Annotated in this window: 20 protein-coding genes and 2 pseudogenes; 11 read left to right on the forward strand and 11 right to left on the reverse strand. The window is 59.5% G+C overall.

Annotated features, from left to right (window positions below):
• Positions 1-184: 184 nt before the first annotated feature.
• Together ACYZTW_RS28160 and ACYZTW_RS28165 are read left to right on the forward strand one after the other, a co-directional pair.
• Positions 185-382 (forward strand): annotated as a pseudogene (locus ACYZTW_RS28160) (HAMP domain-containing protein); the annotation flags it as partial.
• Between the two features lie 111 nt (positions 383-493).
• A complete protein-coding gene (locus ACYZTW_RS28165) occupies positions 494-1,237 on the forward strand; it encodes a methyl-accepting chemotaxis protein (RefSeq protein ID WP_415773844.1) in 744 nt (247 codons plus the stop codon).
• Positions 1,238-1,671: 434 nt separating this feature from the next.
• On the opposite strand, the gene ACYZTW_RS28170 is transcribed toward ACYZTW_RS28165, so the two are convergent.
• The 3 genes from ACYZTW_RS28170 to ACYZTW_RS28180 are packed head-to-tail and all read right to left on the reverse strand — an operon-like array spanning position 1,672 to position 2,786.
• Complete coding sequence (locus ACYZTW_RS28170) at positions 1,672-2,295, reverse strand: SOS response-associated peptidase (RefSeq protein ID WP_462002671.1); 624 nt, start codon at positions 2,293-2,295, stop codon at positions 1,672-1,674.
• A 35-nt stretch (positions 2,296-2,330) separates the two neighbouring features.
• Entirely contained in the window at positions 2,331-2,591 is a 261-nt protein-coding gene (locus ACYZTW_RS28175; protein WP_462002672.1) for a putative signal transducing protein, read from the reverse strand.
• Between the two features lie 12 nt (positions 2,592-2,603).
• Positions 2,604-2,786: a CPXCG motif-containing cysteine-rich protein gene (locus tag ACYZTW_RS28180; protein ID WP_008153387.1), complete on the reverse strand. Its 183-nt coding sequence runs from the start codon at positions 2,784-2,786 to the stop codon at positions 2,604-2,606.
• Positions 2,787-2,928: 142 nt separating this feature from the next.
• Here ACYZTW_RS28180 and ACYZTW_RS28185 point away from each other — a divergent pair, with 142 nt between their 5' ends.
• Positions 2,929-4,092, forward strand: coding sequence for a 1-acyl-sn-glycerol-3-phosphate acyltransferase (locus ACYZTW_RS28185; RefSeq protein ID WP_462005850.1), 1,164 nt, complete (start codon positions 2,929-2,931; stop codon positions 4,090-4,092).
• Positions 4,093-4,217: 125 nt separating this feature from the next.
• Here the strand turns inward: ACYZTW_RS28185 and ACYZTW_RS28190 are convergent, their stop codons facing one another.
• On the reverse strand, positions 4,218-4,502 hold the full coding sequence (locus ACYZTW_RS28190) for a hypothetical protein (RefSeq protein ID WP_462002673.1): 285 nt from the start codon (positions 4,500-4,502) through the stop codon (positions 4,218-4,220).
• Between the two features lie 192 nt (positions 4,503-4,694).
• Between ACYZTW_RS28190 and ACYZTW_RS28195 the strand changes: the two genes are divergently transcribed.
• Positions 4,695-4,901 carry a hypothetical protein gene (locus ACYZTW_RS28195; protein ID WP_462002674.1) on the forward strand — a complete coding sequence of 69 codons (207 nt, stop codon included), beginning with the start codon at positions 4,695-4,697 and terminating at the stop codon, positions 4,899-4,901.
• A gap of 191 nt (positions 4,902-5,092) precedes the next feature.
• Here ACYZTW_RS28195 and ACYZTW_RS28200 read toward each other — a convergent pair whose 3' ends face one another.
• Positions 5,093-5,677, reverse strand: coding sequence for a YajG family lipoprotein (locus ACYZTW_RS28200; protein WP_033061281.1), 585 nt, complete (start codon positions 5,675-5,677; stop codon positions 5,093-5,095).
• Between the two features lie 204 nt (positions 5,678-5,881).
• Here ACYZTW_RS28200 and ACYZTW_RS28205 point away from each other — a divergent pair, with 204 nt between their 5' ends.
• Both ACYZTW_RS28205 and mqo read left to right on the forward strand, forming a co-directional pair.
• The gene (locus ACYZTW_RS28205; protein WP_462002675.1) at positions 5,882-6,115 is read left to right on the forward strand and encodes a hypothetical protein; all 234 of its coding nucleotides are present in this window, start codon (positions 5,882-5,884) and stop codon (positions 6,113-6,115) included.
• Positions 6,116-6,854: 739 nt separating this feature from the next.
• Complete coding sequence (gene mqo, locus ACYZTW_RS28210) at positions 6,855-8,363, forward strand: malate dehydrogenase (quinone) (RefSeq protein WP_462002676.1); 1,509 nt, start codon at positions 6,855-6,857, stop codon at positions 8,361-8,363.
• 203 nt (positions 8,364-8,566) lie between these two features.
• Here the strand turns inward: mqo and ACYZTW_RS28215 are convergent, their stop codons facing one another.
• The 4 genes from ACYZTW_RS28215 to ACYZTW_RS28230 all read right to left on the reverse strand — a co-directional run bounded on the left by ACYZTW_RS28215 (position 8,567) and on the right by ACYZTW_RS28230 (position 10,623).
• Positions 8,567-8,857 (reverse strand): PA4642 family protein, encoded by a 291-nt coding sequence (locus ACYZTW_RS28215; protein WP_462002677.1) that lies wholly within the window; start codon positions 8,855-8,857, stop codon positions 8,567-8,569.
• A gap of 63 nt (positions 8,858-8,920) precedes the next feature.
• A complete protein-coding gene (locus ACYZTW_RS28220; protein ID WP_008153398.1) occupies positions 8,921-9,406 on the reverse strand; it encodes a hypothetical protein in 486 nt (161 codons plus the stop codon).
• A 182-nt stretch (positions 9,407-9,588) separates the two neighbouring features.
• A complete protein-coding gene (locus ACYZTW_RS28225; RefSeq protein WP_462002678.1) occupies positions 9,589-10,062 on the reverse strand; it encodes a WbuC family cupin fold metalloprotein in 474 nt (157 codons plus the stop codon).
• A gap of 3 nt (positions 10,063-10,065) precedes the next feature.
• Complete coding sequence (locus ACYZTW_RS28230) at positions 10,066-10,623, reverse strand: hypoxanthine-guanine phosphoribosyltransferase (RefSeq protein ID WP_109634772.1); 558 nt, start codon at positions 10,621-10,623, stop codon at positions 10,066-10,068.
• 176 nt (positions 10,624-10,799) lie between these two features.
• Here ACYZTW_RS28230 and upp point away from each other — a divergent pair, with 176 nt between their 5' ends.
• Together upp and ACYZTW_RS28240 are read left to right on the forward strand one after the other, a co-directional pair.
• On the forward strand, positions 10,800-11,438 hold the full coding sequence (gene upp / locus ACYZTW_RS28235; protein WP_059406165.1) for a uracil phosphoribosyltransferase: 639 nt from the start codon (positions 10,800-10,802) through the stop codon (positions 11,436-11,438).
• A 2-nt stretch (positions 11,439-11,440) separates the two neighbouring features.
• Positions 11,441-12,715 carry a uracil-xanthine permease family protein gene (locus tag ACYZTW_RS28240; RefSeq protein WP_282481448.1) on the forward strand — a complete coding sequence of 425 codons (1,275 nt, stop codon included), beginning with the start codon at positions 11,441-11,443 and terminating at the stop codon, positions 12,713-12,715.
• A 112-nt stretch (positions 12,716-12,827) separates the two neighbouring features.
• Here the strand turns inward: ACYZTW_RS28240 and hemH are convergent, their stop codons facing one another.
• Positions 12,828-13,853: a ferrochelatase gene (hemH, locus tag ACYZTW_RS28245; RefSeq protein WP_462002679.1), complete on the reverse strand. Its 1,026-nt coding sequence runs from the start codon at positions 13,851-13,853 to the stop codon at positions 12,828-12,830.
• Between the two features lie 13 nt (positions 13,854-13,866).
• The gene (locus tag ACYZTW_RS28250; RefSeq protein ID WP_462002680.1) at positions 13,867-14,769 is read right to left on the reverse strand and encodes a TIGR01777 family oxidoreductase; all 903 of its coding nucleotides are present in this window, start codon (positions 14,767-14,769) and stop codon (positions 13,867-13,869) included.
• Between the two features lie 196 nt (positions 14,770-14,965).
• Between ACYZTW_RS28250 and ACYZTW_RS28255 the strand changes: the two genes are divergently transcribed.
• The 3 genes and pseudogenes from ACYZTW_RS28255 to ACYZTW_RS28265 all read left to right on the forward strand — a co-directional run bounded on the left by ACYZTW_RS28255 (position 14,966) and on the right by ACYZTW_RS28265 (position 17,514).
• Positions 14,966-15,952, forward strand: a complete 987-nt coding sequence (locus ACYZTW_RS28255) for an NAD(P)/FAD-dependent oxidoreductase (RefSeq protein ID WP_462002681.1) — start codon at positions 14,966-14,968, stop codon at positions 15,950-15,952.
• 159 nt (positions 15,953-16,111) lie between these two features.
• Positions 16,112-16,546 (forward strand): annotated as a pseudogene (locus ACYZTW_RS28260) (2-thiouracil desulfurase family protein); the annotation flags it as partial.
• A gap of 26 nt (positions 16,547-16,572) precedes the next feature.
• Positions 16,573-17,514: a MerR family transcriptional regulator gene (locus ACYZTW_RS28265; protein WP_462002682.1), complete on the forward strand. Its 942-nt coding sequence runs from the start codon at positions 16,573-16,575 to the stop codon at positions 17,512-17,514.
• The last annotated feature ends 17 nt before the right edge of the window (positions 17,515-17,531 follow it).

Raw genomic sequence — 17,531 nt, forward strand, 5'->3', positions numbered from 1 at the left:
AGTCACCTACACCGTCGACAAGGCCCAGGGCCGGATCGAGTTGTACCTGCCGTTCGGCATCGGCCAGACCGACGCTCGCTGGACCCTCATGCTGCAACTGCCGCTGAACGCGGTGATGGCCGACCTGCAAAAACTTCAGGGCGATCTGGACGCCCAGCGCAAGTCCGACACCTTCGGCATGGCCATGGTCGGCTTGCTGATTGCCGGTATCGGCTTGCTGGTGATCTGGCTGGTGGGCCACGGCATTGCCCGGCCGCTGAAGCAGATGGTCGCGATGCTCGACGACATCGCTCAGGGCGAAGGTGACCTGACTCGCCGCCTGACCAGCGACCGCGCCGACGAACTGGGCTCGATCGCCAAAGGCTTCAACACCTTCCTGGCCAAGTTGCAGGCGATGATCACCCAGGTGGTGACGTCGGTGCAGAGCGTCAGCGACTCATCGGAACACACCGCCGACATCGCCATCCGCACCAACATCGGTGTGCACAAGCAAATGGCCGAGATCGATCAGGTGGCCACGGCGGTGCATGAAATGACCGCCACCGCCCAGGACGTGGCGCGCAACGCGACCCAGGCTGCGCAAGCCGCCAGTCATGCCGATCAGGCAGCAGCGCAAGGCATGCAAATCGTCCGCGATACGTCGAACTCGATCGGTGTACTGGCGGTGGAAATCGGCAAGGCCGTCAGCGTGGTACAGACCCTGGCCAAGGACAGCGAGAACATCAACGCCATCCTCACCGCCATTCGCGGGATCGCGGAACAAACCAATTTGCTGGCCTTGAACGCCGCCATCGAAGCGGCACGAGCCGGCGAACAGGGACGTGGTTTTGCGGTGGTGGCCGATGAAGTGCGCAACCTGGCGCAGAAAACCCAGAAAGCCACTGAAGAAATCCAGACCATGATCCAACAGTTGCAACAAGGCACCCGCGATGTAGTGCGGGTCATGGAAGACAGTCAGAACCGCACCGATGAAAGCGTGCAGCATGCGGCGAAAGCGGCCGAGGCATTGGAGACGATTACGCAGGCGGTGTCGGTGATCAACGACATGAACACCCAGATTGCCAGTGCTGCCGAGGAACAGAGTGCGGTGGCTGACGACATTAATCGTAACGTGATCAACATTGGGCAAGTGGCCAATGAAGTAGCTGGCGGCGCGGATGAATCGAGTGCGGCCAGTGCGGATCTGACCAAGCTGGCTGAGCAGCAGCGGCGGTTGATCAATCAGTTCAAGGTCTGAAGAGCACCCTCACCCTAACCCTCTCCCGGGGGGAGAGGGGACTGACGGAGGTGATCTTTCGAGATACATCGACCTGAATTACCGAGCCGAACTCAGGATCTGAAAGCAACCGAGATCGGCTCCCTTTCCCCCTCTCCCCCGTGGGGAGAGGGGACTGACGGAGGTGATCTTTCGAGGTACATCGACCTGAGTTACCGAGCCGAACTCAGGTTCTGAAAGCAACCGAGATCGGCTCCCTTTCCCTCTCTCCCCCGTGGGGAGAGGGGACTGACGGAGGTGATCTTTCGAGGTACATCGACCTGAATTACCGAGCCGAACTCAGGTTCTGAAAGCAACCGAGATCGGCTCCCTTTCCCCCTCTCCCCTCTGGGGAGAGGGCTGGGGTGAGGGGTCGATTTTGAACCTGACAAATATTTGAAGACCCTCACGGTTCATCAACCCGGCGTTAGACACTCCGGCCCATTGAGCTTCGGATCATTCACCAGATTCGCCAACACCCGCTCGCGCAACCCCGCGGGTTCACTGGCGAGCAACGCTTGCAAGGCATGCAACGGCGTTTCGGGATTGAGCCACGCCTCCTGCCCCGCCGCATCGAGAATCAACGGCCGGCGCTGACTCGCCGCCGGTTGAGTGATCACCGCTGTACTCAACCACACCTGTTCCTGCACCGGATACGCTTCCCAAATCGCAGCAAAAAACAGCGTCGAGCCCTCCCCCGGTGTCAGCCAGTACGGACGCTTGCGAGTCGTGCCGCGCCATTCGTAAAAACCATTGGCCGGCAGCAGGCAACGGCGTTCGCGCAGGGCCTGGCGAAACATCGGTTGCTCGGCAACGGTCTCGGCCCGGGCATGGGCCGGTGTGCGGGACAGATCGGTCAGCCACGGCGGCGTCAAACCCCATCGCGCTCGGGCCAATTCACGCTGGCCGTCAACGCCCGCACGCAGCATCAGCACCGAATCGTTGGGAGAAATATTCCACTGGGCCTGCTGATCGGCGGGGAAGCCAGGCAGGGCCGCGAAGGCGGGGTTCCAGCGAAACAGGGCATAACGTCCACACATGGGGCAACACGACTCTTGATAAAACGAACACCAGCCTAACAGACCAGCGTGCCGGGAAAACTTTCCGGTTCATCACCGGGCATCGGCAGCGCGGCATTGTACGCGGTGATCAGCTCCCGGGCGTATTCCGCCTGGTCGTTAACAACCGATAATCCCAGCAGGCCGAAGACCGGCAATTCGCCGCTGCCACCGAGCAAGTCACGCCCCACCAGATGCGCTTCGATGCCCTCGCTGGCCAACATGCTTTGCAGCAACTCACCTTCCATGAGGTTTTCCGGCTCGTAGATTCGCTGCATGGGGTGCCCCTTTCATTCGTTTTCGCTGTGAACTTCGAGCAACCATTCCTGACCGTCAGTCTGCAGAACAAACGTTATCGGACGACAACACACCGGACAGTCTTCGATATAGGTCTGATCGCCACCGGACAGGTCCAGAACAGCCTCAGCCTCTTCACCACAATACGGACATTCGTAGCGCTCGGTTTCCAGCATCGCGGTCTCCCAAGTGACTTGTGCGTATAATCGCCGGTCTATTTGCAGGGCTATTTTTGTCTGGCTACCGTTTCAGACCGTGCCCCGCTGGTTTTCGATCAAAACCTTTACTTACCCTAGCCGTTTCTAACAAGAGAGCATGATGGGCGAATTCGATGCCATCCGACCTTACGACGACAGCGAAGTCCCAGCGGTGCTGGACCGGCTGCTTGGCGACAAGGCGTTTCTAGATATCCTCATCCACTTCCGCTTCCCGCGTTTTGCCGGTGCTTTCGGCTGGATGCTCAAACCTCTTATAGCTCATCGGCTGCGCCGTGAGTTCGCCGGCGTGACGTCGGTGGCCACGTTGCAGGATAAAGTCGAGATGTACGTCGACCACACCATCGAGCGAGCCACGGACGGGGTGACGTACACCGGCGTCGAGCAGTTCAAGTCCGGCAGCGCCTACCTGTTCATCGCCAACCACCGCGACATCGTGATGGACCCGGCCTTCGTCAACTACGCCGTGTACCACGCCGGCCTGCCGACACCGCGCATCGCGATCGGCGACAACCTGCTGCAAAAGCCCTTCGTCAGCGATCTGATGCGCCTGAACAAGAGCTTCATCGTGCACCGTTCGATCACCGGTCGCCGCGAGAAGATGGCGGCGTATCAGCTGCTGTCGGCCTACATCAACCACTCGATCCGCAACGATTGCGCGTCGATCTGGATCGCCCAGGCTGAAGGCCGGGCCAAAGATGGCGACGACCGTACCGAGTCGGCCATCCTCAAGATGTTCCACATGAGCCGCAAGGACGAGCCGTTTGGCGAAGTCATTCAGTCGTTGAACCTCACCCCGGTGTCGATCAGCTACGAATATGACCCGTGCGATCAAGCCAAGGCTCGCGAGCTGTTCATCCGCGCCACCACCGGCAGCTACACCAAAGTGCCGGGCGAGGACGATGTGAGCATCGCCAAGGGCATCACCGGCTACAAGGGCCGGGTGCATGTGAACTTCGCCTCGCCGATCACCGAGCTGTTCGACGACACCAAGCAATTGGCGATCGAGATGGACCGACAGATTCTCGGCGGCTACCGCCTGTTCCCGGTGCACTACCTGGCCTACGCCCAGTGGAAAGATGCCGACCCGCAATTGCAGGTGCCGAAAGCCGCTGAGGTGTTTGCGGCGGACGAACTGGCCAAGGCTCAGGAGCAATGGCAACAGCGTCTGGAAGATTGCCCTGAGGAACATCGTCCATTCATGGTGCTGCAATACGCGACGCCGGTGCGCAATCAGTACCGCGTGAAAGCGGGATTGCCGTTGTAAAGTTTGTTTAAAGCAAGATCAAAAGATCGCAGCCTCGTTTCACTCGACAGCTCCTACAGGTAAACGCCATCCCCTGTAGGAGCTGTCGAGTGAAACGAGGCTGCGATCTTTTGCTGTTCAGCGATTCAGACGCGCGTGCTGATCCACGACACCAGCAGCGCCAACCCCAGGCAGGCAAAACCGAATCGATAGAAAAACCGGTTCATGCGCAAGGTCGCCCCATCCAGCATCAACGTCGGGTCATCGATACGACGGCTCTGGCTTTGCGCTTCGAGAGTGGCCAACGCGCGCTGTTCGCGGCGACGAGTGGCATGCAGCAACCAGCCGCCCGGAAAGGCAAACAACAAGGCCAACAGGTTGATCAACTTGGCGGGATGGTTGGTAAACAGCGAAATCAAATGCAACGACATCACGGACCTCAGCAAAACAGGTGTGGCAGACGCCGAACCGACGACCGCGGCGCGGAGTCTACCGAAAGCCTCGCCTCCCGCCCTTGCTTTCCGACAAATAACGAACCATTTGACCGATTCCTGTCCTGTGTCACGGCGCCGTCATCTGAATACGCCAGTCTGGCGCCCCTCAAAACCGACACGGAAGCCGTCATGCTGCACGCCGAAAACCAGGATCGCCTCTACCTCATCGCCCAAAGCGACGAACAGCAAAACCTCGTTGGCAGCCTCGCCTTCAACGTTCAAGACCGCCACTGGCTGGTGTATTGCGCGTTGGGTGGGCATCAACATGCGGATTTGCCGGAGATGGATTTGTTGACGGGCGTGAGTGTGCTGGATTTTTATTCGCAAGCGGCCTGACACCGCGCCCCCCCTGTGGGAGCGAGCCTGCTCGCGAAAGCGGTGTGTCAGTCACCTTCAATGCTGGATGCTAGAAAGCCTTCGCGAGCAGGCTCGCTCCCACAGTTGTTCTGTGTACGTCTGCTGAATCAGCAAGCATGAAAAAGCCCGGGGCCATTGCTGGCCCCGGGCTTTTTCAATCCAGCGAACGCTTATTCGCCGAGAATCTGACCAATCGTCGGATCCTTGAACAGACGCGTCAACGCATCGCTCAACACATCGCTAACCAGCTTGGTATTGGTTTCCTGATTCGGCGCCATACCAAAACGCTGATCCAGGGACGCACCGTAACGACCGCTGTAACGACGGTTGGCATTCTGCACATCAGAGCGGAATGTCGCGCCAATGGTGGCCTCAGTCACATACATGCCTTCTTTAGGCGACTGATACTTCAGCTCGGCCAGCGTCACGGTCAACTGCGGAGCATTCAGCGCATTGGAGGTTGGGGTGAAGCCCAACAACCGCACGGCCGCTTCGGCCTGAGCCTGCAACTTCGGCAGAATCTGCGCGCCCTGCACGGTGATCGCGCTGGTCTCAGGGTACAGGCCACCACGGGTGCCCAGGGTCGGCGACGGACGACCGTCCACCACACGCACCACCACCGGCTGACCATGGCCGACCGGTGCCAGCTGAGTCGTCAGCTTGGGTTCCGGATTCAGTTGTTGCGGGCTGTGGGCGCAGCCGACCAGGGTCAAACTGGTCACAGTGATCAAACCGAACAACAGGCGTTGCAACATGCTCTTCTCTCCAGAATCAGGCACAAACAGGCCCGCAGTATAGCGGTGCGCCACTGCCGCTAACTAGGGCAGCGCAATGATTGAGGTAATTTCCTACAAACCCACCAGAAACCGCCTCGTGTCACACATCTGTCACCGCCCATACACTTGCACGTCACGGTTTGCTGGCTATCTTCATAGCAGTCACCTACAAGGTACTTCGCCATGCGCTATCTCATCTCGCTGTTCAACCCACGCCCTCTGCATCGCTGCTTCGCCCTGCTCGACCACAACGGCCACTGCCAGGCATTCAAACAGTGCAGCCTCCAACCCATGGGTGATGGCTGGGTCGAAATCGAAGAAATCCGTCTCAACTGGCTGCATCATCCCCTGCCCCCTAGCGCCCGTGTCAACCAGCGCCAGCCACGTGCGCGGGCTCAGCAACTGTTGACCACCTGACCGAACACCTAATAAAAGTCATTAAACACGACCATTTCCCTGCGTTTCTTCGCTACAATCTCCCCCCGATTATAAGGACGTCTCCTGATCGGGCCTCGCAGCATCGTCAATGCGCTTGTATTGACACCCCGCACCGCCCACAGAGAGCCGCCCACACAGATCGAGTGAAGCTGGCGCGCTTGCTGTTCCTTAAGCAAAACCCCCACTTTTCGCGAATCTGCAGAGCTGTCATTACGCTCGGTCACTGAGCTGTTTGCCCGTTTTGCCTGTCATGTATCCCATGGCGGCAATCCATCCGGGCACGGTGCCAGGCTGGGGCAGCCCTTTTTTGAGGTTCACGTCTTCAAAAGAGCGTGAAAAAAACGGGTTTTCACAACTTCACAAGAGTGTGGCGAGCAAATGAATAGTTTTGCGTCTGAATATGCACCATTAGCGTCTGAAACAGCCCAACGACACAGGACCGAGTACACCTCGAACACCGGAGCCTGAAGCCTGTCCTCTACGGATTTGGTTGCACAAACGGATGTATCGACCATAAGTCGAATTGCCAGCCGCGCGTTGAAGTGAGTTCATGTAACTCTTTTAGACCCGGCCGGTAGCGTCCGTCGAAGTTGCGAAAAATTGCGAAGATTCGGACATGGCGATACTGCCATGGGTACCTGGGGCATCACTGACACGCCCCTGAACGCCTGGCAGCCATGCCGACAATTTGGTGCTGCAGATTTTGGAGACGCGTTAAATGGCGCATAACGAAGCAGTCGACGTAGTACTGGTTGGGGCCGGCATCATGAGTGCCACCCTCGCTGTACTGCTCAAAGAGCTCGACCCCGCGATCAAGCTGGAAGTCGTCGAGCTGATGGATTCCGGTGCCGCGGAGAGTTCGAACCCGTGGAACAACGCCGGTACCGGACACGCCGGGCTGTGTGAGCTCAACTACACGCCGCAGGCCGCCGACGGCACCGTCGACATCAAGAAAGCCGTGCACATCAACACCCAGTTCGAGGTGTCGAAGCAGTTCTGGTCCTACCTGACCAAGAAAAGCACCTTCGGCTCGTGCAAGACGTTCATCAGCCCGGTGCCGCACCTGAGCTTCGTCCAGGGCGACAATGGCGTTTCCTTCCTCAAGGAACGCTTCAAGACGCTGAGCAAGCACCACGCCTTCTCGGACATGGAATACACCGAAGACAAGGCCATCATGGCCGAGTGGATGCCGCTGATGATGCCTGGCCGGCCGGCCGACGAAGTCGTCGCCGCCACCCGCGTCATGAACGGCACCGACGTCAACTTCGGCGCCCTGACCAATCAACTGCTCAAGCACCTGACCAGCGCACCCGATGCCCAGGTCAAGTACTGCAAGCGCGTGACCGGCCTCAAGCGTAACGGCAACGGTTGGACCGTCAGCATCAAGGACGTCAACAGCGGTAACTCCCGTGACGTCGACGCGAAATTCGTGTTCCTCGGCGCCGGTGGCGCGGCACTGCCGCTGCTGCAAGCTTCGGGCATCGAAGAAAGCAAAGGCTTCGGCGGCTTCCCGATCAGTGGCCAGTGGCTGCGTTGCGACAACCCGGAAGTGGTCAAACACCACCAGGCCAAGGTTTACAGCCAGGCGGCCGTGGGTTCGCCGCCGATGTCGGTGCCGCACCTGGACACCCGCGTCGTCGATGGCAAGAAGTCCCTGCTGTTCGGACCTTACGCCGGTTTCACTACCAAGTTCCTCAAGCACGGCTCGTTCATGGACCTGCCGATGTCGGTTCGTGCCGGTAATATCGGCCCGATGCTGGCCGTGGCCAAAAACAACATGGACCTGACCAAGTATCTGGTCAGCGAAGTGATGCAGTCGATGGAGCAGCGCCTGGATTCCCTGCGCCGCTTCTACCCTGAAGCGAAAGCCGAAGACTGGCGCCTGGAAGTGGCCGGCCAACGGGTGCAGATCATCAAGAAAGACCCGAAAAAGGGCGGCGTTCTGCAGTTCGGTACCGAACTGGTCGCGTCCAAGGACGGTACTCTTGCTGCCCTGCTCGGCGCTTCGCCAGGCGCGTCGGTAACTGTTTCGATCATGCTTGAGCTGATCGAGAAATGCTTCCCGAACAAAGCGTCCGGTGAATGGGCTGCCAAATTGGCGGAAATCTTCCCGGCTCGGGAAAAGGTTCTGGAAACCGACGCTGCGCTGTATCGCAAGATTAATGCGCACAACAACGTCGCCCTGGAACTGGTTGCAGCCAGCAGCGAGACCGAAAGCTACGCTTGATTCGGCCGCATAAAAAACGCCCCGTTCTCATTGAGAGCGGGGCGTTTTGTTATGGGCGGTGAAACAATCTCTGTGGCGAGGGGATTTATCCCCGTTGGGTCGCGAAGCGGCCCCGAACCTTGTGACCAGTCTGTTGAATCGGTTGGCGACTGCTTCGCAGCCGAACGGGGATAAATCCCCTCGCCACAGAGACCTGGATCACCTCAAATACCGCGAGCTTTGTTGATCAGTTCGATGTACTCGGCCGCGTTGCGCTGATCCTTGATCAGGGCGACGAAGTCATTGCCGTGCTCATCCTTGCCGTCCAGATCCAGACCGGCTTCGACGAAGAACGTCAGAAAACGCCCGAAGTCATCGATGCGCAGGCCGCGATAGGCCTTGATCAGTTTGTGCAGCGACGGCGACGTGGCGTCGACCGGTTCGAAATCGAGGAACAGCTTGATCTGCTCATCGCCGATCTCGTCACCAATCACTTGCTTCTTATCTTTACGCATTGCCGACTCCAGCTCGCAGACATTTCACGGGGCGGGCAGTTTACCCCTCCCTTGCCACCGGGCTCAACGCGGACGAACAGCGCCCGTGTGCAGATCGGCCCAGACATGGCCGTTGGCGTAGCTGAGGAACTGGCAATACACCGTGTCATTGCGCAACAAGTCGATCACCACCCGGTACTGGGCCATCGGGTAGAACAGCGTCAGGGTTTTGCTCTTGTCGTCGTAAATCGGCTTTTTCAGGCTTTTGCTTTCGCCATCGAAATTGACCAGCACCTGGTTGATGGTCGCGCCCTTGTTCAAGGATTTGCCCTTGAGACGGATCAGCAACGGTGAGGTCACCGGGATCGGCTGCTGGTTGGACTGGCGCTGGCTGCCGACCACCACCGAGTACTCGGTAACCTGCAACAGCTGTTGCTGTTCGGGCTCCGCGTCACGCAGGGTCAGGTCATCGGGGGGCAGAAACTGCGCGTGCATCGGCGCCGGGGCGGCCGCCAGAGGCAGGCTGACGGTCAGCAACAGGGCGGCGCAGCTGCGGATCAAAAGGCTCATGGCGGGCTCCGAAGGGCGAGGCCGAGCACTGTAGCAGCTGCCGAAGGCTGCGTCCGGCTGCGCAGCAGTCGTAAAACAGGCAATGCAGTTTTTCAATTAAACCGTGGGTTCAGATTCTACGGCTGCTGCGCAGCCGGACGCAGGCTGCGCCAGCTGCTACAGAAACCTGTGGCGCGTGAACATCAATCGAACTGCGCGCGCATCCACGCCTGATACTCGGCCACACCGGCCTCGCCTTCACGTGGCGCCCAAGGAGCAAGCTCGCCTTCACCCACCGGCCGATAAGGCCCGGCCTTGCATTCGAACATCAGACTGTCGGCTTCCAGCACGACCAGGCTATGGAACACGCCGGGAGGAAGATCGACACCCACCGATTCGCCAGCGGCTTGCAGAACCCGCGCGTGGATAACTTCACCGGACTCATCAAAAATCAACAGGCCGAGACGCCCCCGCAGCACCAACAGCGTTTCCGCCTTGTCATCACTCAGGTGCCGATGAGGGGGAATGTACGTACTCGGCTGCAACCCCACCGCCATGCGATGGCACGGCTCTTCCATCTGATGGAAGTTGTGATGCTGGCGCCCGTGCGGATTGGCCGCAGCCTTCTCGGCCAATTCGGTGAACAGCGTTTGATCAAGAAAGCTCGGCGTGGCCAATGATTACATTCCTTTAACAGCAAAAATCCCGTTGGCGTTACGCCAGTAACCTTTGTAGTCCATGCCGTAACCGAAGATGTAACGGTCGATGCAAGGCAGGCCGACGAAATCGGCTTTCAGGTCCGGGCGAGCCTTGCGGTCGTGGTCCTTGTCGATCAGCACGGCGGTGTGCACTTTGCGCGCGCCAGCGTGTTTGCAGAAGTCGATGATCGCGCCCAGGGTGTGACCTTCGTCGAGGATGTCGTCGATGATCAGCACGTCACGGTCGATGAACGACACTTCCGGCTTGGCTTTCCAGAACAGGTCGCCGCCGCTGGTTTCGTTGCGATAACGAGTGGCGTGCAGGTAGGACGCTTCCAGGGGGAACTGCAAATGGGTGAGCAGCTTGCCAGCGAAAATCAGGCCGCCGTTCATCACACAGAACACCACCGGGTTGGTATCTGCCAATTGTTCGTTGATGTGTGCACCGACGCGGGCGATGGCCGCCTCGACTTCAGCTTCGGTGTACAGGCAGTCAGCCTCTCGCATGATTTGACGGATATGCTCGAGATCAGCGGACATGGCGCTCTCCAGGGGGAGGTTGAGGGGAGGGACGGGTTCGGAAAAGCGGGCAAAGGTACGCATCAAGCGAGGCCAGATCAAGCGTTTGTGGACTAACGTACTGTATGTCTATAGGACAACACCCTCGGATAGATTAATCTAGGCCGGTTTTTTTGCCCGCCGCCGGAGCCTTTCCCATGCCCATCCTCGAGATCCGCCATCCGCTGATCCGTCATAAACTTGGCCTTATGCGCCGCGCCGACATCAGCACGAAGAATTTCCGTGAGCTCGCTCAGGAAGTCGGTGCCCTGCTGACCTATGAAGCCACCAAAGACCTGCCGCTGGAAACCTACGATATCCAAGGCTGGGCCGGCACTGTGTCGGTCGAGAAAATCGCCGGCAAGAAAATTACTGTAGTACCGATCCTGCGCGCAGGCATCGGCATGCTCGAAGGCGTGCTGAGCCTGATCCCGGGCGCTAAAGTCAGCGCCGTCGGGGTGGCCCGCAACGAACAAACCCTGCAGGCCCACACCTACCTGGAAAAACTGGTTCCGGAAATCAACGAACGCCTGGCGATGATCATCGACCCGATGCTCGCCACCGGCAGTTCCATGGTCGCGACCATCGACCTGCTGAAAAAGGCCGGTTGCCGGGACATTCGCGCGATGGTGCTGGTGGCTGCCCCTGAAGGCATTGCCGCCGTAGAGAAGGCTCACCCGGACGTGACCATCTACACCGCTTCCATTGACGAGAGACTGAACGAACACGGTTACATCATCCCAGGCCTGGGCGATGCCGGTGACAAGATCTTCGGTACCAAGCAGAAGGACGCTTGAGCATGCAGCAAGAGTTCAACGATCCGCTCTGGCGCACGGTGCTGTCGGGTGCACAGATGCTGTTCGTGGCCTTCGGTGCCCTGGTGTTGATGCCGCTGATTACCGGCCTTGACCCGAACGTGGCGCTGTTCACCGCAGGCCTGGGGACGATTCTGTTCCAGATTGTCACCGGGCGTCAGGTGCCGGTGTTCCTGGCGTCGAGCTTTGCCTTCATCACCCCGATCATTCTCGCCAAGGGCCAGTTCGGCCTCGCGGCGACCATGGGCGGCGTGATGGCGGCCGGTTTCGTCTACACCTTCCTCGGCCTCGCCGTGAAGATCAAAGGCACCGGCTTCATTGACCGTCTGCTGCCACCGGTGGTGATTGGCCCGGTGATCATCTCCATCGGCCTGGCCATGGCGCCGATCGCCGCCAACATGGCGATGGGCAAGGCTGGCGACGGCACCGAACTGATTCATTACCAGACGGCCATGCTGATCTCGATGCCAGCACTGCTGACCACCCTGATCGTCGCGGTGTTCGGTAAAGGCATTTTCCGCCTGGTGCCGATCATCTCCGGCGTGCTGGTGGGTTTTGCGATGGCGTTCTATTTCGGCGTCGTCGACACCGCGAAGATTGCCGCCGCACCGTGGTTTGCCATCCCGCACTTCACCGCGCCGGAATTCAACTGGCAGGCGATTCTGTTCATCGTCCCGGTGGCCCTGGCCCCCGCCATCGAGCACATCGGCGGCGTGATCGCAGTCGGTAGCGTGACCGGTCGCGATTACCTGAAAAAACCCGGCCTGCACCGCACCCTGCTCGGCGATGGCATTGCCACCACCGCAGCCGGCCTGTTTGGCGGCCCGCCCAACACCACCTATGCCGAAGTGACGGGCGCGGTGATGCTAACCAAGAACTACAACCCGAAAATCATGACTTGGGCGGCGATTTTCGCCATCAGCCTGGCGTTCATCGGCAAGTTCGGCGCGCTGCTGCAAAGCATTCCGGTGCCGGTGATGGGCGGGATTTTGTGCCTGTTGTTCGGTTCGATCGCGGCGGTGGGCATGAACACGCTGATTCGCCACAAGATCGACCTGAGCGAAGCGCGCAATCTGGTGATTGTCTCGGTGACTCTGGTGTTCGGGATTGGCGGCGTACTGGTCGGCACCGGCACAGGGCCGGACGACTTCGGCCTCAAAGGCATCGCGCTGTGTGCGGTGACGGCGATTGCGCTGAACCTGTTGCTGCCGGGCAATGACAGCTGGAAGCACAAGAAGGCGAATGAGTCGTTGTTGTAACAGGTGGTGTAAAGCTCTGTGGCGAGGGGATTTATCCCCGTTGGACTGCGCAGCAGTCCCATTTTTTAGGGCCGCTTCGCGACCCAACGGGGATAAATCCCCTCGCCACAATTTACAGGGCCAACGGGGCTCTTTCGCACAAGGTGCTCAATGCCCGCGCCCACTGCGGATCGTCGTTGAGGCACGGCACCAACACCAACTCTTCCCCCCCCGCCTCGCGGAACTGCTCCCGCCCGCGATCACCGATCTCTTCCAGGGTTTCGATGCAATCGGCAACGAACGCCGGGCACATCACCAGTACCTTCTTCACGCCCATTCCAGCCAATTCATCGAGGCGCGCCTCGGTGTAGGGTTCGATCCATTTCGCTCGACCCAAACGCGACTGAAACGACACCGACCACTTGCCGTCCGGCAGGTCCAGCCGTTTAGCAAACTCGGACGCCGTGCGCAGGCATTGCGCGCGGTAGCAGGTCACCAATACTTCTGGCGAAGCGTTCAGGCAGCAATTATCGCTTTTGAAGCAATGGTGACCGGTAGGGTCGATCTTGGTCAGGTGTCGCTCCGGCAATCCGTGAAAGCTTAGCAACAGGTGATCGTGCTCCTGCTCCAGATGCGGCTTGGCGCTGGCCACCAGCGCATCGAGGTATTCCGGCTGATCGTAGAACGGCTGGAGAATCGAAAACTGCACATCCAGCTGCTTCTCGCGCACCACCCGCTTGGCCTCCTCGATCACCGTAGTCACGGTGCTGTCGGCGAACTGTGGATAGAGCGGTGCGAGAGTGACCCTCTTGTGCCCCTGGGCCGCCATGCGCACCAACACCGACTCAATCGACGGCTCACCGTAACGCATCGCCAGTTCCACCGGACCGTGGGTCCACTGGGCAGTCATGGCCTGTTGCAGGCGACGGCTGAGCACCACCAGCGGCGAGCCCTCCTCCCACCAGATCGAAGCGTAGGCGTGGGCTGACTGCTCCGGGCGCTTGAACAGGATCAGCGACACCAGCAAACGTCGCACCGGCCATGGCAGGTCGATCACATACGGGTCCATCAGAAATTGATTGAGGTAACTGCGCACATCCGCCACCGAGGTGGAGGCCGGTGAGCCCAGATTGACCAGAAGCAATGCGTGATCGGTCATGCAACGTCCTATTTCAAAGGCGGCTGGAAAGGTCGTCCAGAGCCGCGCGCAAATCAGTGAACTGGAAAGTGAAACCCGCTTCCAGCAAGCGAGCCGGTACGGCCTTCTGGCCGCCCAGCAACAGCAATGACAATTCGCCCAGACACACCTTTAACGCCAGGGCCGGCATGGGCATGAACGTCGGGCGGTTCAGCACGCGGCCCAACGTCTTGGCAAACTCGCGATTGCGCACCGGTTTGGGCGCGCAGGCATTATAAGGACCACTGGCGTTTTCCTGATGCAGAAGAAAATCAATCAGGGCGATTTGATCGTTGATATGGATCCACGGCATCCACTGCCGGCCATTGCCGATAGGCCCGCCCAGCCCCACTTTGAACGGCAGCAACAGCCGCGACAAAAAGCCGCCCTCGGCCGACAACACCAGCCCGGTACGAATGAAGATCACGCGAATGCCCAAGCCTTCGGCACGCTGGGCGGTTTCTTCCCAGGCGATGCACAACTGGCTGGCGAAATCATCGATGACCGGTGGAGATTTCTCGGTCAATTCCCGCTCGCCCCCATCACCGTACCAGCCGACCGCAGACCCCGATATCAACACCTGCGGTTTTTGCTCACGGGTGTCGAGCCAGGCCAGCAGGGTTTCGGTCAGGGTGATGCGGCTGCTCCACAACAGCGCTTTGCGTCTGGTGGTCCAGGGCCGACCGGCAATCGGTGCCCCTGCGAGGTTGATAATCGCATCCACCGGCTCCTGGCCAATGTCCTCGAGGCGGGCAACTCCGCGCACTTGTGCACCGCAGATTTTCGCGACTTTTGCAGGCTTGCGACTCCAGACCGTCAGGCGATGTCCCTGACTCAACCAGTGTCCGCAGAGCTGACGTCCTATCAAACCAGTACCGCCGGTCAGCAATATGTGCATGACTACTTCCTCGCGTGGCGTTTAACCCTGATCACTAGTCTATTTTTATAAGCAGGGATCTTTGGTATCGGGCAGGCTGTGTGTTTAACAATAGGCCAAGCTGTCAGAACGAGAACGCTAAAAGTTATACCGAAAAACAATATTGTACAGGTTTCAACCACGGCGTAGTCTGTACAGAAAGGTAAACGAGGCCCCTATGACTGTACCTATCGCAATCATCGGCACCGGCATCGCCGGGCTCTCCGCCGCCCAGGCCCTGACAGAGGTCGGGCATGTCGTTCAACTTTTCGATAAAAGCCGCGGCAGTGGCGGACGCATGTCAAGCAAGCGCAGCGATGCGGGTGCTCTGGACATGGGCGCGCAATATTTCACCGCCCGCGATCGCCGTTTCGTCACTGAAGTCCAGCGCTGGCAAGGCAACGGCTGGGTCGCCGAATGGATGCCGCAGCTCTATACCTACCACGGTGGCCAGCTCAACCTGTCGCCGGACGAACAGACGCGCTGGGTCGGCACGCCGCGCATGAGCGCTATTACCCGCGGCCTGCTCGGTGACCTGGAAGTGCATTTCGCCTGCCGCATTACCGAGGTCTATCGCGGCGAAGAACACTGGCACCTGCAGGACGCCGAAGGCTTCACCCACGGCCCGTTCAGTCATGTGATTATTGCCACGCCGGCGCCTCAGGCGACTGCACTGCTGGCCTCCGCGCCGAAACTCGCCGGTGCCGCCGCCGGAGTGAAAATGGACCCTACCTGGGCTGTCGCGCTGGCGTTCGAGACACCGCTGGATACGCCCATGGAAGGCTGCTTCGTACAGGACAGCCCGCTCGATTGGCTGGCTCGCAACCGCAGCAAACCAGGACGTGACAACACGCTGGACACTTGGGTCCTGCATGCCACCAGCGCCTGGAGCCGGCAACATATCGACCTGTCCAAGGAAGCGGTGATCGAGCAATTGCACGGCGCATTTGCCGAGCTGCTGCACGACGCCATGCCCGCCCCGACTTTCAGCCTCGCCCACCGCTGGCTCTACGCCCGCCCCGCCAGCAGCCATGAATGGGGAGTTCTGGCCGATGCCGATCTAGGCTTGTATGTGTGTGGCGACTGGTGCTTGTCCGGTCGTGTCGAAGGCGCCTGGCTCAGCGGCCAGGAAGCCGCCCGCCGCTTGCATGCGCATCTGCAGTGAACCGCATCAATCCGGTAGGAGCTGTCGAAGGCTGCTCCTGCGGGGGGGGACGACGGTAAAACCTATACAAACAATTTGACTTGTACACCTTTGAATCTATGATGAAGTTATGTTGTACAGAGCGAGCAGTCTGTACAGGTTTAGATTCGAGGTGCTCCGATGCCCCACGTCACCGTGAAACCGAAGATCGCCATCAGCGCCTGCCTGATGGGCGCGGAAGTGCGTTACAACGGCGGGCACAAGGCGTCGCGGCTGTGCAGTCGCACCCTCACTGACTATTTCGATTTCATCCCAGTCTGTCCGGAAGTCGCCATCGGTCTCGGCATTCCCCGTGAACCGATCCGTCTGGTGGGCGATCCACAACATCCAGAAGCCATCGGTACCGTTAACACAACACTCAATGTCACCCGGCCGCTGGCCGGGTACGGTCAGCAAATGGCCGCGGAACTGGGCGACATCTGCGGCTATATCTTCATGCAGAAATCCCCGTCATGCGGCCTGGATCGGGTCAAGGTCTACCACGCCAACGGTGCGCCGGTGGACGGTGGTGGCCGTGGCATCTACGCCCAGGCGTTCTGCGCGCGGCATCCGGAAAATCTCAGTCTGCGAAACGCGATCTAATGAAAACCCTACTCGACACCAGCGCCAGGGAAGACCTCGGCGCCGACTTCAAGAAAGCCCTCGACGAAGGCTGGCTGCCGATCCGTGAGGTTGCGCGGCAGACCGGCGTCAACGCCGTCACCCTGCGGGCCTGGGAACGGCGTTATGGCCTGATCGTGCCGCAACGCACACCCAAGGGTCATCGGCTGTTTTCTGCCGGCCACGTTCAACGCATCCTGACGATCCTCACCTGGCTCAACCGCGGCGTGGCCGTCAGCCAGGTCAAGCAACTGCTCGACACCCCACAGGCCTTTACCGAATCCGGCGCAAGCGATTGGCAAGTACTGCGCCATACGCTGTTGCAAGCGGTCACTCAACTGAACGAACGCACCCTCGATGACACCGTCAATCAGGCCATGGCGCTGTATCCACCACGGACCTTGTGCGCACAACTGCTGATGCCGTTGCTGGCTGAACTGGAGCAACGCTGGCAAGGCCAGTTCGGCGCGCAGATGGAGCGGGTGTTTTTTTACTCTTGGTTACGCAGCAAATTTGGCGCACGCATCTACCATAACAACCGTCAGTTACGCACCGCGCCACTGTTGTTGATCAATCAATCGGACCTGCCACTGGAGCCTCACTTGTGGCTGACCGCCTGGCTGATCAGCAGCGCCGATTGCCCGGTGGAAGTGTTCGACTGGCCGCTCCCCGCCGGCGAACTCGCGCTGGCGGTCGATCACCTGCAAGCCCGCGGCGTACTGCTGTATTCCAGCAAAGCGATGAATCTTTCGCAGCTGCCGAAACTTTTGAATGGTGTCAGTTGCCCAAAAATGATTGCTGGACCAGCGGTATGCATCCACCACACCGAGTTGTCCGCACGAACGTTCAAGATTACTGATTTATTCCTGGCTGAAGATCCGTTAGCGGTTCATCAGGGCCTGTTTCAGCGCGGGCTTATTTAATGGCGCATTTTTTAATG

The sequence above is a fragment of the Pseudomonas sp. LB3P25 genome (assembly GCF_054897985.1).

What these genes read in the sequence shown, in the direction of transcription:
- ACYZTW_RS28165 (WP_415773844.1), top strand. Translation starts at nt 494, where the DNA reads ATGGCCGAGATCGATCAGGTGGCCACGGCGGTGCATGAAATGACCGCC.
- ACYZTW_RS28170 (WP_462002671.1), bottom strand. Translation starts at nt 2,295, where the DNA reads ATGTGTGGACGTTATGCCCTGTTTCGCTGGAACCCCGCCTTCGCGGCC.
- ACYZTW_RS28175 (WP_462002672.1), bottom strand. Translation starts at nt 2,591, where the DNA reads ATGCAGCGAATCTACGAGCCGGAAAACCTCATGGAAGGTGAGTTGCTG.
- ACYZTW_RS28180 (WP_008153387.1), bottom strand. Translation starts at nt 2,786, where the DNA reads ATGCTGGAAACCGAGCGCTACGAATGTCCGTATTGTGGTGAAGAGGCT.
- ACYZTW_RS28185 (WP_462005850.1), top strand. Translation starts at nt 2,929, where the DNA reads ATGGGCGAATTCGATGCCATCCGACCTTACGACGACAGCGAAGTCCCA.
- ACYZTW_RS28190 (WP_462002673.1), bottom strand. Translation starts at nt 4,502, where the DNA reads ATGTCGTTGCATTTGATTTCGCTGTTTACCAACCATCCCGCCAAGTTG.
- ACYZTW_RS28195 (WP_462002674.1), top strand. Translation starts at nt 4,695, where the DNA reads ATGCTGCACGCCGAAAACCAGGATCGCCTCTACCTCATCGCCCAAAGC.
- ACYZTW_RS28200 (WP_033061281.1), bottom strand. Translation starts at nt 5,677, where the DNA reads ATGTTGCAACGCCTGTTGTTCGGTTTGATCACTGTGACCAGTTTGACC.
- ACYZTW_RS28205 (WP_462002675.1), top strand. Translation starts at nt 5,882, where the DNA reads ATGCGCTATCTCATCTCGCTGTTCAACCCACGCCCTCTGCATCGCTGC.
- mqo (WP_462002676.1), top strand. Translation starts at nt 6,855, where the DNA reads ATGGCGCATAACGAAGCAGTCGACGTAGTACTGGTTGGGGCCGGCATC.
- ACYZTW_RS28215 (WP_462002677.1), bottom strand. Translation starts at nt 8,857, where the DNA reads ATGCGTAAAGATAAGAAGCAAGTGATTGGTGACGAGATCGGCGATGAG.
- ACYZTW_RS28220 (WP_008153398.1), bottom strand. Translation starts at nt 9,406, where the DNA reads ATGAGCCTTTTGATCCGCAGCTGCGCCGCCCTGTTGCTGACCGTCAGC.
- ACYZTW_RS28230 (WP_109634772.1), bottom strand. Translation starts at nt 10,623, where the DNA reads ATGTCCGCTGATCTCGAGCATATCCGTCAAATCATGCGAGAGGCTGAC.
- upp (WP_059406165.1), top strand. Translation starts at nt 10,800, where the DNA reads ATGCCCATCCTCGAGATCCGCCATCCGCTGATCCGTCATAAACTTGGC.
- ACYZTW_RS28240 (WP_282481448.1), top strand. Translation starts at nt 11,441, where the DNA reads ATGCAGCAAGAGTTCAACGATCCGCTCTGGCGCACGGTGCTGTCGGGT.
- hemH (WP_462002679.1), bottom strand. Translation starts at nt 13,853, where the DNA reads ATGACCGATCACGCATTGCTTCTGGTCAATCTGGGCTCACCGGCCTCC.
- ACYZTW_RS28250 (WP_462002680.1), bottom strand. Translation starts at nt 14,769, where the DNA reads ATGCACATATTGCTGACCGGCGGTACTGGTTTGATAGGACGTCAGCTC.
- ACYZTW_RS28255 (WP_462002681.1), top strand. Translation starts at nt 14,966, where the DNA reads ATGACTGTACCTATCGCAATCATCGGCACCGGCATCGCCGGGCTCTCC.
- ACYZTW_RS28265 (WP_462002682.1), top strand. Translation starts at nt 16,573, where the DNA reads ATGAAAACCCTACTCGACACCAGCGCCAGGGAAGACCTCGGCGCCGAC.